At 74.4% G+C, this 12,357-nt stretch carries 12 protein-coding genes; 10 read left to right on the plus strand and 2 right to left on the minus strand.

Translation table 11 applies throughout. The annotated features are described in order from the left end of the window. Positions 1 to 89 precede the first annotated feature (89 nt). From RM844_RS07955 to RM844_RS07975, 5 genes are read left to right on the plus strand one after another with little or no spacing between them, the layout of a single operon-like run. Positions 90 to 383: a DUF6343 family protein gene (locus RM844_RS07955; RefSeq protein ID WP_311666244.1), complete on the plus strand. Its 294-nt coding sequence runs from the start codon at positions 90 to 92 to the stop codon at positions 381 to 383. 58 nt (positions 384 to 441) lie between these two features. Continuing rightward, on the plus strand, positions 442 to 3,012 hold the full coding sequence (locus RM844_RS07960; RefSeq protein WP_311666245.1) for an ATP-binding protein: 2,571 nt from the start codon (positions 442 to 444) through the stop codon (positions 3,010 to 3,012). Continuing rightward, positions 2,987 to 3,667 carry a response regulator gene (locus RM844_RS07965; protein ID WP_311666246.1) on the plus strand — a complete coding sequence of 227 codons (681 nt, stop codon included), beginning with the start codon at positions 2,987 to 2,989 and terminating at the stop codon, positions 3,665 to 3,667. Before RM844_RS07960 ends, RM844_RS07965 begins: the two co-directional genes overlap by 26 nt. A gap of 29 nt (positions 3,668 to 3,696) precedes the next feature. After that, a complete protein-coding gene (locus tag RM844_RS07970) occupies positions 3,697 to 4,098 on the plus strand; it encodes an OB-fold nucleic acid binding domain-containing protein (RefSeq protein WP_311666247.1) in 402 nt (133 codons plus the stop codon). A gap of 4 nt (positions 4,099 to 4,102) precedes the next feature. After that, positions 4,103 to 4,900: a DUF3159 domain-containing protein gene (locus RM844_RS07975; RefSeq protein WP_311666248.1), complete on the plus strand. Its 798-nt coding sequence runs from the start codon at positions 4,103 to 4,105 to the stop codon at positions 4,898 to 4,900. 11 nt (positions 4,901 to 4,911) lie between these two features. Here the strand turns inward: RM844_RS07975 and RM844_RS07980 are convergent, their stop codons facing one another. Next, positions 4,912 to 5,580 carry a potassium channel family protein gene (locus RM844_RS07980; protein WP_311666249.1) on the minus strand — a complete coding sequence of 223 codons (669 nt, stop codon included), beginning with the start codon at positions 5,578 to 5,580 and terminating at the stop codon, positions 4,912 to 4,914. A 58-nt stretch (positions 5,581 to 5,638) separates the two neighbouring features. Continuing rightward, entirely contained in the window at positions 5,639 to 6,301 is a 663-nt protein-coding gene (locus RM844_RS07985) for a potassium channel family protein (RefSeq protein ID WP_311666250.1), read from the minus strand. A 276-nt stretch (positions 6,302 to 6,577) separates the two neighbouring features. Between RM844_RS07985 and RM844_RS07990 the strand changes: the two genes are divergently transcribed. The 5 genes from RM844_RS07990 to RM844_RS08010 all read left to right on the plus strand — a co-directional run bounded on the left by RM844_RS07990 (position 6,578) and on the right by RM844_RS08010 (position 12,356). After that, a complete protein-coding gene (locus RM844_RS07990) occupies positions 6,578 to 7,933 on the plus strand; it encodes a class I SAM-dependent RNA methyltransferase (protein WP_311666251.1) in 1,356 nt (451 codons plus the stop codon). A 199-nt stretch (positions 7,934 to 8,132) separates the two neighbouring features. Beyond that, positions 8,133 to 10,970 (plus strand): AfsR/SARP family transcriptional regulator, encoded by a 2,838-nt coding sequence (locus tag RM844_RS07995; RefSeq protein WP_311666252.1) that lies wholly within the window; start codon positions 8,133 to 8,135, stop codon positions 10,968 to 10,970. 170 nt (positions 10,971 to 11,140) lie between these two features. After that, the gene (locus tag RM844_RS08000) at positions 11,141 to 11,485 is read left to right on the plus strand and encodes a WXG100 family type VII secretion target (protein ID WP_311666253.1); all 345 of its coding nucleotides are present in this window, start codon (positions 11,141 to 11,143) and stop codon (positions 11,483 to 11,485) included. Between the two features lie 61 nt (positions 11,486 to 11,546). Next, the gene (locus RM844_RS08005) at positions 11,547 to 11,864 is read left to right on the plus strand and encodes a hypothetical protein (protein ID WP_311666254.1); all 318 of its coding nucleotides are present in this window, start codon (positions 11,547 to 11,549) and stop codon (positions 11,862 to 11,864) included. A 114-nt stretch (positions 11,865 to 11,978) separates the two neighbouring features. Then, complete coding sequence (locus tag RM844_RS08010) at positions 11,979 to 12,356, plus strand: hypothetical protein (protein ID WP_311666255.1); 378 nt, start codon at positions 11,979 to 11,981, stop codon at positions 12,354 to 12,356. Position 12,357 lies beyond the last annotated feature (1 nt).

The raw sequence follows: 12,357 nt of genomic DNA on the forward strand, positions 1-12,357 counted from the left end.
CCGGCCCCAGCACCCCCGCCGCGTGGCGGTGTGTGTGTTGACGGCGCGCGCGGGGTACCCGGGCGGTCCCGTCCCTGGGAGGCCCGGCCATGAGCAGACCCCGGCACGCCCGTACCGGCACCGAGCCGATCACCGCGCTCAGCGCGCTCCGGCTGCGGCTGCTGCTGTCCGCCGTCTTCACCCCGCTCTTCATCGCCGGCGCGGTGGTCTTCGGCGTCTGGTGGGGCCGAGCCCGGCCCGGCGACGCCGTCAGTCCCGACGCGCTGCGGGTGGTCACCCTGATCTGCGTGGTCTGCGCGGTCTTCGCGCTGGTCGACCTCCTGGTGGTGCTCCGCCGCCGGCAGCGCGCCGCCCGCCGGCCGGCCGCCCGTCGGGAGGGCTGAACCGGCGGGCGGGGCCGGGGCGGCGTCGGCGGCTTCGCGGAGCGACGACAATGGGGCCATGGCACGCCGCGGTGAACTACGGATCTATCTCGGAGCGGCCCCGGGGGTGGGGAAGACCTACGCCATGCTCTCGGAGGCGCACCGCCGGGCCCAGCGCGGCACCGACCTGGTGGTCGGCGTGGTGGAGCACCACGACCGGCCGCGCACGGCCGTGCTCCTGGAGGGGCTGGAGGAGGTGCCCGGGCCGCGGCTGCCCGGCGCGGAGGGGCCGGCGGCCGAGCTGGACACGGAGGCGGTGCTCCGCCGCCGCCCGGCGGTGGCGCTGGTCGACGAGCTGGCGCACGCCAACGCCCCCGGCGCCCGGAACGAGATGCGCTGGCAGGACATCGAGGAGCTGCTGGCGGCCGGGATCGACGTGATCTCCACGGTCAACATCCAGGACCTGGCCTCGCTCAGCGACGTGGTGGAGTCCATCACCGGGGTGCGGCAGCGCGAGACCGTGCCGGACGAGGTGGTGCGCGGGGCCGAGCAGATAGAGCTGGTCGACATCACCCCCGAGGCGCTCCGCCGGCGGCTGGCGCACGGCAACATCTACCCCAGGGACAAGATCGACGCGGCGCTGTCGCACTACTTCAGGCCCGGCAACCTCACCGCGCTGCGCGAGCTCGCGCTGCTGTGGACGGCCGACCGGGTCGACGACTACCTGCGCCGCTACCGCGCCGAACACGGCATACGTTCGACCTGGCACGCTCGCGAGCGGATCGTGGTGGGGCTGACCGGGGGCCCCGAGGGCAGCACCCTGCTGCGGCGGGCGGCCCGGATGGCGGCCAAGAGCTCGGGGGCGGAGATCCTCGCCGTCTACATCTCCCGCTCCGGCCGGCTCAGCTCGGCCTCGCCGCGCGAGCTGGCCGCCCAGCGGACCCTGGTGGAGCAGCTGGGCGGCACCTTCCACCACGTGATCGGCGACGACGTGCCCACCGCGCTGCTGGACTTCGCGCGGGCCGCCAACGCCAACCAGATCCTGCTGGGGTCCAGCCGCCGCAAGTCCTGGCAGTACGTCTTCGGGCCGGGGGTCGGGGCCACCGTGGCCCGGGAGGCCGGTCCCGACCTGGACGTGCACCTGGTCACCCACGACGAGGTGGCCAAGGGCCGGGGCCTGCCGGCCGCGCACGGCGCCCGGCTCGGCCTGGCCCGCACCCTCACCGGCTGGCTGATCGGGCTGGCCGGGCCGGTGGCGCTGGCGATGGTGCTGGAGGCGCCCGACCCGGGCGCCGAGTTCTCCAGCGACGTGCTGCTGTGCCTGTCGTTCACCGTACTGGCCGCGCTGACCGGCGGCTTCCTGCCGGGGCTGGTCTCGGCCGCGGTCGGCTCACTGCTGTTGAACTACTACTTCGCCAACCCGGTGGGCCAGTGGACCATCTCGGAGGGGCACAGCATCGTCGCCATCGTGGTGTTCTTCGCCATAGCGACGTCGGTGGCCACCGTGGTGGACCGCTCGGCCCGGCGCACCCAGCAGGCCGCCCGGCTGCGCGCCGAGTCGGAGACGCTGACCCTGCTGGCCGGCAGTGTGCTGCGTGGCGAGGACACCCTCGCCGCGCTGCTGGAGCGGGCCAGGGAGACCTTCGGCATGGACGCCGCCGCGCTGCTGGAGCGGGACATCGCCGACCGCCGCTGGGCGTGTGTCGGCAGCGTCGCCGCCCGGGACGACGTGCGGCCGCCGCAGACGCCCAAGGAGGCGGACGTGGACGTGCCGGTCGGTGACAACACCATGCTGGCGCTGAGCGGCCGGGTGCTGCCGGCCGAGGACCGGCGGATGCTGGCCGCCTTCGCGGCCCAGGCGGCGGCGCTGCTGGACCGGCAGCGGCTGAAGGACGAGGCGGTGCGGGCCCACAAGCTGGCCGAGGGCAACCGCATCCGCACGGCGCTGCTGGCGGCCGTCTCGCACGACCTGCGCACCCCGCTGGCCGCGATCAAGGCCAGCGTCTCCTCGCTCCGCTCCGACGACGTGGCCTGGTCGGCGGAGGACGAGGCCGACCTGCTGGAGAGCATCGAGGAGGGCGCCGACCGGCTGGACGCGCTGGTGGGGAACCTGCTGGACATGTCGCGGCTGCAGACCGGCACGGTGGAGCCGCTGCTGCGGGAGATCGACCTGGACGAGGTGGTGCCGGGCGCGTTGCGCGGGGTCGCCGAGGAGAGCGTGGTGCTGGACATCCCGGAGTCGCTGCCGTTCGTCGCCGCCGATCCCGGCCTGCTGGAGCGGGTGGTGGCCAACGTGGTGGAGAACGCCGTCAAGTACAGCCCGGCGGGTCAGCCGGTGCTGGTCAGCGCCAGCACCCTGGGCAACCGGGTGGAGCTGCGGGTGGCGGATCGCGGCCCCGGGGTGCCGGACGACCACCGTGGTCGGCTGTTCGAGCCCTTCCAGCGGCTCGGCGACAGCCCGAAGGGGAACGGCGTCGGCCTGGGCCTGGCCGTCGCCCGTGGATTCACCGAGGCCATGCACGGCACGCTGGACGCCGAGGACACCCCGGGCGGCGGGCTGACCATGGTGCTCACCCTGCCGACCGCGAGCGTCGCGGCGGCCGAACCGGAAGGAACAACAGCCCATGCACCGGGTGCTCGTGGTCGATGACGAGCCGCAGATTCTCCGCGCGTTGGTGATCAACCTCAAGGCGCGCGGATACCAGGTGGACACGGCGGCCGACGGCGCGACCGCGCTGCGGCTGGCCGCGGCGAGCCATCCGGACGTGATCATCCTCGACCTGGGCCTGCCCGACATGGACGGGGTGCAGGTGATCACCCGGGTGCGTGGCTGGACCCGGCTGCCGATCATCGTGCTCTCCGCCCGGCAGACCTCGGAGGAGAAGGTCGAGGCGCTGGACGCCGGCGCGGACGACTACGTCACCAAGCCGTTCGGGATGGACGAGCTGCTGGCCCGGCTGCGGGCCGCGGTGCGCCGGCTGGAGCCGGTGGCCGTCGAGCAGGAGCCGGTGGTCGCGACGGGCGGCTTCACGGTGGACCTGGCCGCCAAGAAGGTGCAGCGGGACGGGCACGACGTGCGGCTGACGCCGACCGAGTGGCACCTGTTGGAGGTGCTGATCCGCAACAGCGGCAAGCTGGTCAGCCACCGGCAGCTGCTGCTGGAGGTCTGGGGCCCCACCCACCTGACCGAGACCAACTACCTGCGGGTGTACATGGCGCAGCTGCGCCGCAAGCTGGAGGCCGATCCGGCGCACCCGCGGCATCTGGTCACCGAGGCGGGGATGGGCTACCGCTTCGAGCCGTGAGTGTCGGACGGTCACGTTACGCTGAAGGCATGACTGCGGAAGGCCGCGCGGGAAAGCGCGGCGGGCGCCTGTGGCGGCTCCTGGGGCGCTCCGAGGCGGGCGCCCCCGGCGAGGATCTGGCGGCCGAGCCGGCCGCCGCGCCGTGCACCAGGATCGGCGACTGCGCCCGGGAGGCCGCCGGCCGCCCGGTGGTGCGGGTCACCGGCACGGTGCGTCAGGTCCGGGAGCGGAGCGTCGCCGGGATGCCGGCCCTGGAGGCCAGGCTGGACGACGGCAGTGCCTCGTTGAACGTGGTGTGGCTGGGCCGGCGGGCGATAGCCGGGGTCGAGCCGGGCCGCGCGATGGTCGCCTCCGGGCGGATCGCCGTGACAGACGGCGAGGCGGTGCTGTTCAATCCCCGATACCAGCTGCAGGCCCGTGGACAGGAGTAGCCGGGTGACCTCACCTGACAGTCAGACCGCTGACCAGACGCCGGACGAGGCCGCGACGCGGGAGGCCTTCTTCGAGGCCTTCGGCGGGGTGCGGGGCATGGTGGAGACCACGGTGCCCGGGCTGGTCTTCGTGTTGATCTTCACCATCACCCGGGAGATCAACCCGTCGGCGATCGGCGCGGTCAGCCTCTCGGCCGTGCTGGCGTTGGCCCGGCTGGCCCGGCGGGACAGCGTGAAGCACGCGCTCAGCGGTGTCTTCGGCGTCGCCTTCGGCGCGGCCTTCGCGATGATCTCCGGGGACGCGAAGAACTTCTACCTGCCGGGGATGATCTACACGCTCTGCCTGAGCGTCATCTACCTGGTGAGCGCGGCGGCCGGCTGGCCGCTGCTGGGCCTGCTGCTCGGCCCGATCTTCCGGGAGAACCTCTCCTGGCGCACCCGCAACCCGGGCCGCAAGCGCGCCTACGTGAAGTCCAGCCTGGTCTGGGGCGGCATCCTGCTGGCCAAGTCGTGCATCACCTTCCCGATCTACTTCTGGGGCGACGCCACCCAGCTCGGCTGGCTGCGGGTCGCGCTCGGCATCCCGCCGTTCCTGATCGCGGTCTACTTCACCTGGATCATCCTGGTGAAGGCGCCCGCGCCGATCGACGTGATCGCCGAGTGGGAGGCCAAGGAGGCCAGGGAAGCCAAGGAGGCCGAGGAGGCCAAGCGGGCGGCCGCCGGCGAGCCGGTGCCGGACGGCGAGCCCGCCGCCGGCCGGGCCGCCCGAGGCCCGCTGCCCAGCGCCGGCGAGGGCGGCTGAGCCGCGCCCGGTCAGCGCTCCGGGTGGTCGGTCAACAGCCGTTCCAGCTCGGCCTCCCGGCTGCCGGTGGCGACGAACAGCAGCTCGTCGCCCGCGGCGAGCGCGTCGTCCGGGTCCGGCACCATCACCCGGCTGCCCCGGATGATGGTGACCAGGGCGGTGTCCTGCGGCCAGGCCACCTCGCCGACCCGGGTGCCGGCCAGTGCCGAGCCCGCCGCGAGGGTCAGCTCGACCAGGTTGGCGTCGCCCTGGCTGAAGCGCATCAGCCGGACCAGGTCGCCGACGCTGACCGCCTCCTCCACCAGCGCGGACATCAGGCGGGGCGTGGAGACGGCGACGTCGACCCCCCAGGAGTCGTTGAACAGCCACTCGTTGGCCGGGTGGTTCACCCGGGCCACCACCCGCGGCACGCCGTACTCCGTCTTGGCGAGCAGCGAGACCACCAGGTTGACCTTGTCGTCGCCGCTGGCGGCGATCACCACCTCGCAGTGGTCGAGCGCGGCCTCGTCCAGGCTGGTGATCTCGCAGGCGTCGGCCAGCAGCCACTCGGCCGCGGGCACCCGCTCCACGGAGACCTTGGTGGGGTCCTTGTCGATCAGCAGGACCTGGTGGCCGTTCTCCAGCAGCTCGGTCGCCACCGAGCGGCCCACCGCGCCGGCCCCCGCGATCACGACTCTCATCGGGCGTTCTCCCTCGTAGCGTGCGGCGCGCCGGGCCGGCCCCGGGCCGCCGTGGCGCTCACCGGGGCTCCGGACCGCGGACACAGGCGGCCTCCACCTCGGCCACCTTGTCCCGGTACATCAGCACGTGGACCAGGTCGCCCTCCTGCAGCACCATCCCGGCGGTGGGCAGGGTGGCCTCGCCGAGCCTGGTCAGGAACGCCACCCGGACGCCGGTGACCTCCTGGAAACGGCTCACCCGGTGGCCCATCCAGGCCGGGGCGAGCGCCACCTCGGAGAGCAGCACGTCGCCGCTGGGGTCCCGCCACAGCGGCTCGGCGCCCGAGGGCAGCAGCCGGCGGACCACCTGGTCGGTCGTCCAGCGGACGCTGGCCACCGTGGGGATGCCGAACCGCTCGTAGACCTCGGCCCGACGCGGGTCGTAGATCCGGGCCGTCACATGGCGGACGCCGAAGACCTCGCGGGCCACCCGGGCGGCGATGATGTTGGAGTTGTCGCCGCTGCTGACCGCGGCGAAGGCGCCGGCGTCCGGCAGTCCGGCCTCCACCAGGGTGTCCCGGTCGAAGCCGAGGCCGGTCACCCGGCGTCCGGCGAACTGGGACCCCAGCCGGCGGAACGCCGTCGGGTCCTGGTCGATGACGGCGACCGAGTGCCCGCGTTCCTCCAGCTCGTGTGCCAGGGTGGACCCCACCCGGCCACAGCCCAAGATCACGATGTGCATAGGTCTCCTTCGCGCTGGCCACGCTACCGGCTGGCGGTCCTCGTCGCCGCGAGCGGTGTCGGGGCCGGTGGGCGTAAGCCTGCCATGCGTCGCCGTAGACTTGACGGTCGCTGTCGTCTTCCCCGAGTCTTCCCGAATCCCGCCCCACCGCCTCGCCGGGCACGTCCCGCGTGTTTCCCGCTGTTCGCCGGCGGGCACCGGCCCGTCCCCGTCAGTTCCCCGCCTGCCCCGCAACCCCGCGCACCCGAGTGCCCGACCCCCTGGAGCCGCACCACCATGGCCACCGAACCCGCGTCCAACAAGGCGGCCTCCCTGGTCGGTCAGGAGTACGAGGTCGAGATCGGCCCGGTCGCCCACGGCGGGCACTGCGTGGCCAGGACCGACGAGGGGCGGGTGCTCTTCGTCCGGCACACCCTGCCGGGCGAGCGGGTGCTGGCCCGGGTGACCGAGGGGCGGGAGGACTCGCGCTACCTGCGAGCCGACGCGGTCACCGTGCTGACCGCCGCCCGGGACCGCATCCCAGCGCCCTGTCCGTTCTCCGGGCCGGGCCGGTGTGGTGGCTGCGACTGGCAGCACGTCAAGCCGGGCGCCCAGCGCCGGCTGAAGGCCGAGGTGCTCACCGAGCAGCTGGCGAAGCTGGCCGGGCTCACCCCGGAGCAGGTGCACTGGGACGGCACGGTGGAGCCGGTACCGGGGGACAAGGTGGCCGCCGGCGAGGTGCCGGCCTGGCGCACCAGGGTCCAGTACGCGGTGGACGAGCAGGGCCGGGCCGGGCTGCGTCGGCACCGCTCGCACGAGGTGGAGCCGATCGACCGCTGCCTGATCGCCGCCGAGGGCGTCACCGAGCTGGGCGTGGAGCGTCGCGAGTGGCCCGGCATGGCCAGCGTCGACGCCGTGGCGGCGACGGGCTCGCACGACCGGATGGTGGTGCTCACGCCGCGCCCCGGGCAGCGGCTGCCGCTGGTCGAGCTGGACCGGCCGGTCTCGGTGCTGCGGGCGGAGCCCGAGCGGGGCCGGAACGGCGAGCCGCCGGTGCACCGGGTGCACGGCCGGGCGTTCGTGCGGGAGCGGGCCGACGAGCACACCTGGCGGGTCAGCGGCGGCGGTTTCTGGCAGGTGCACACCCGCGCCGCCGAGACCCTGGTGGACGCGGTGATGCGGGGGCTGACCCCGCGCCGCGGCGAGACCGCCATCGACCTCTACTGCGGGGTCGGGCTCTTCGCGGGCGCGCTGGCCGAGCGGATGGGCGAGCAGGGGGCGGTGCTGGGCATCGAGGCCTCGGCCCGGGCGGTGCGGGACGCGCGCCACAACCTGGCCGACTACCCCCGGGTGCGGGTGGAGCAGGGCCCGGTGGCCAAGGTGCTCCCGGCGACCGGGATCACGGAGGCCGACCTGGTGGTGCTGGACCCGCCGCGGGCCGGCGCGGGCGGCGACGTGGTCCGCCGGGTGGCAGGGCTGGGGCCGCGGCGCGTCGCCTATGTCGCCTGCGACCCGGCCGCGCTCGCCCGTGACCTGCGGCACTTCGCGGAGGCCGGCTACGTGCCGCGTTTCCTGCGGGCGTTCGACCTCTTCCCGATGACCCAGCACCTGGAGTGCGTGGCGATCCTCCAGCCGGCCGCGAAGGCGGGCTGAGCCGACCGTCTGGTCGGGCGGTGTCATCCCTGGGGAGGGCAGCCGGCGCCCGACCAGGTACCGAGGTGTGAGAAAGGCCCCCCGTCCCTTTTCACCGCCTGACCAGGCGTGCGAACATCTCAAGCCGGACAGCGGCGTAACGGGGGCGACGGGGGCGTTCGCTGTGCCTGGCTGAGGGCAAGGCTCGTTGGGGGTACCCGTGGACATCCGTCTGCTCGGTCTGGTGCGGGTGCTCGGCGACGAGGGTCATGTACTGCCGGTGACCGGGCCGTTGACCTGTGGCGCGCTGGCCGCGCTCGCGTTGCGTCCGGGGGAGCCGGTGCGCGCCGGCGAGCTGGTCGGCCAGCTGTGGGGATCGGCTCCGCCGGGGGACGCCGCCGGCCAGCTGCACCGACAACTGACCCGGCTGCGCACCGTCCTGCCGGACGGGGCGATCCGGTCGCTGCCCGGCGGCTGGCTGTTGGCCGTGCCCTCGGACGTGGTCGACCTGGGGCGCTTCCAGGCCGCGCTGGCCTCGGCCGGCGCGCTGGCCGACGAGCGTCCCGACGCGGCGCTGGCCGCGCTGGAGCGGGTGCTGCCGCTGTGGACCGGGAACCCGCTGATGGGGCTCCCCGACTGCCCGTTGCGGGCCACCGAGCGGCGGCGGCTGCGTGGGCTGTGGTCGCGGGCGCTGGACCTGCGGGCCCGGCTCCGGGGGCGGCTGGAGGACGAGCTGGCCGAGCCGGCCGCCGGGGCCGACTCCTGGGAGGTGCCGGGCGACCTCTCCTCGTTGGACGGGGCGCCGGCGCCGGTGTTCCCGGTGGAGCGGGCGGCGGGCCCGTTCGCCGGCCAGGGGCCGGCCGAGCCGGGCGAGGGCGGCGACCTGTTCGGCGCGCGGCCGGCCGCGTTCGACGCCGGCCCGGCCGCCGACGAGCTGGCCGGCCTGGCGGCGCTGGCCGACTCGGTCGGCACCGGCGAGGTGCCGGCGCCGGCCGTCGGGGTGCCCGCCGGGGTCGGCACCTTCGTCGCCCGCGCCGTCGAACTGGGCCGACTGCGCCGCTGGTTGACGGACGCCAGCGACGCGCCCGGGGTCTGTCTCATCGACGGCCCCGGCGGGGTCGGCAAGTCCGCGCTCGCGGTGCGGCTGGCTCGGGAGCTGACCGACCGGTTCCCCGACGGCCTGCTGTACGTGGACCTGCGGGGCGCCGATCCGCGCAACCCGCCGCTGACCGTGGCCGAGGCCCGTCGGCTGTTGCTGGCCGCGATGGGCACGCCGGGCAAGGAGATGCCGCAGGACCCGGAGTCGGCCGCCGCCTACCAGGCCGAACTCGGCGCGCGCCGGGTGCTGTTGCTGCTGGACAACGCGGTGGACGGGGCGCAGGTCGCCCCCCTGCTGCCGACCGAGGCGGGGTCGGCGGCGCTGGTCACCAGCCGGGCGCTGCTGACCGGGGTGCCCGGTCAGCAGCGGCTCAGCCTGGGCCCGTTGTCATCCGCGGACGCGGTGCGGCTGGTGCGCTCCCTGGCGGGGACCTCCCAGGCCACCGTCGAGAGCGCCGCGGGCGGGCCGCGCGGCGAGCCGGCGGAGTGGGCCGAGCTGGCCGAGCTGTGCGGCGGCCTGCCGCTGGCGCTGCGGATCATCGGCACCCGGATGGCGGCCAGGCCGCGCTGGCGGGTGGCGGACTTCCTGCGGCCGCTGCGGGACGAGCGGCGCCGGCTGGACGAGTTGACCGGCGACGACCTGGACCTGCGGGCCAGTCTGATGGTGAGCATCGACCAACTGACCACCGGCCGGCGCCCGGACGAGCGGCTGGCCGCGGAGATCTTCCCGGCCCTCGGCGCGGCCGTGGTGCGCGGCTACACCCCCGGCTCGGTGGCCGCGCTGACCGGCGTCACCGCCGGGGAGGCCGCCGCCGCGCTGGACCGGCTGGCCGACGCGCGGATCGTGGACAGCCCGCGGCCCGGCGTCTACACGCTGCACGACCTGGTGCGGGCCGCGGCCGGCTGGAGCGCAGCCAGGCGGCCGGCCGCCTGGCTGACGGACCGGCTGGCGGCGCTGGGCAACTGGTACGTCGGCTCGCTCTATCGGCTCAACCTGCCGATGGCGCTGGCCAAGAACTACCGCGCCCGGTACCAGGAAGGCGCCGCGCGGTTCCCGGCCGGCCGGCCGTTCACCTCGGTGGACGAGGCGCTGCCCTGGGCCGACGAGGTGCTGGACGACGTGCTGGCGCTGGCCGAGCAGCTGGCGGCGCCGGAGTACGACCGGGGCACGGAGCTGGGCGGCGCGCCGCTGTCCGACTTCGCCCTGGAGAGCGCGCGGGCGCTGGAGTCGTACTTCGCCACCCGGCTCGCCTGGTGTGCCCAGGAGCGGCTGTGCGAGCTGGTGTTGACCATCGGCCGGCGCCGGGGGGACCGGTTCGCCGAGGCGGTGGCGCTGGGCCAGCTGGGCAAGTTGTGGGGACAGCGCGGGCAGGGGCTGCGCGGCGCGGCGCTGTTGCGGCACGGGATCGCGCTCTTCCGTTCGCTCGGGCGGACCCCTGAGGCGCTGGCCACCACCCTCAACCTGGTGCCGTGTCTGGGCTCCGCCGGCCGGCTGGCCGAGGCGACCCGGCTGGCCGAGGAGACCCTCGCCGAGATCCTGGCCGGCGGCCACGACGAGTTCCGCATCCAGCTGACCAACAACCTGGCCCGCTGCCACCTCTACCTGGGCGACCACGAGCGGGCCCGCGCCCTGCTGCTGGAGAACTACGCGGCGGCCCGGCTGCCCTACGAACGGACCATGGCGGCTGGTGTGTTGACGGAGTACCACCTGGAGGTCGCGGAGTACGAGCAGGCCGCGCACTGGAGCGACCTGGGGATGGCGCACGCGGCCGAGCAGCCGTTCGACCCGTTCGTGGTGGCGCAGCAGCGCACCTGGCGCGCCGAGGCGCTGCGCGGGCTCGGGGAGGAAACGCGTGCACACGTCGAGGAGATGCACGCCAAGGCCGTGATCGAGGACCTCAACAGTCGCGAGAACAGCCACTTGCGAGTGCGAATCACCGACCGGTACTTGGGGAGCTAGTCGACCAACCTCCCAGCTGGGATGGCCTCTTCCCGCTGCTACAGTTCTGATACACAGATGCTGCTGCAATTTTACGGTGGCTCGGCCACTATGGTCCCGACCGTGCCCCGCGGTTGTTCGACGGCCCGGGGGATCGCAGGGGTGAACAGTTCGCGAGGCGGAGGTAGGCCATGGGAAGCGACGAGATCAAGCTCTCACCCGAAGAGGTGGACCGGGTGATGGCCATCATCAACCAGGCGTACACCGACATGGAGGAAGTGGCCCTGGGCATCGGCGGACACAGCGCCAACGTCTCGACCGCCTACCACGGCCAGGGCACCGGCCGGGCCATGGAGACCTACGAGGACCTCGGCCGCGCCGGCCAGGCCCTGGCCAACGCCCTCGACGGCCTCTCCCAGGACCTCGGCCTGGTGGGTACCACCGGCCGGGAGACCGACGCGGACGCCCAGAGCGTGCTGAACGGCGTGCAGACCCCGGGGGTCACCCCGGACGTCAGCATCGCCCAGGCCATCTGACCAGCCAGCGACACGGGGCGGCCACCGGGCCGTTCGGCGACAGACCGAGGAGAGGGAAGCCATGGGCTACGGCGAGGGCATGGTGCGGTTCGGCAACGAGGGACTGGACGCCATCCAGTCCCAGACCAGCGGCCAGCAGGAGCGCTACCAGGAGATCTGGGACGACGTGCACACCCAGCTGCTCGGCCTGATCGAGCAGGGCCAGGTGGACGCGTCGATCGGCTCCGTGCTCAACGAGCGCGACGAGCAGTTCCGCCGCGAGGCCGGCGGCTTCGACGACAGCGTCAGCGGCCAGAACCGCGCCATGCGCGACGTCCAGATGATCGGCAACGAGGGCGGTTCGGCGATGGTCAGGGCCGCCATGGGCGGCGGGCGCTGATCCCCCAGGGGACGGCCCGCGGACAGCGCGGGACCCCGGCGGTACCGGTGAGGGCCGGCCGGGGCGAGCACACCTGACGAGCGGTTCGAGAGCGGAAGAAAGGGCGGGCCGTCGATGGCCGGCGACGTCGAACTCAACCCGGACGCGCTGCGCGACGCCGAGTCCGCGGCCGGCGGCAGCGGTGAACTGGCGGCGATGCGCGAGAAGTTCATCGACATCGCCGCCGCCAAGGGCCTCTTCGGCAGCGTGCCGGGCGGCGCCGAGGCGGAGGCGGCGCTGGAGAGCGCGGCCCGCCTGATGCTGGCCGAGGTGGAGGCCGCCGGCGTCACCGTGGCCGACATCCAGGCCAGCGCCGGCGAGGCGGCCGGCATCGCCGACGAGACGGACGCCGCGGCCGGGCAGCGGCTCGGTGCCGCCCGGGAGGCGGTCGACTACTTCGACGGGTTGATGAACAGCGGTGGGGGCGGCGGCCAGCACCAGGAGGCGTACTGAC

The organism is Streptomyces chisholmiae (assembly GCF_031845445.1).
GTDB lineage: Bacteria > Actinomycetota > Actinomycetes > Streptomycetales > Streptomycetaceae > Streptomyces > Streptomyces chisholmiae.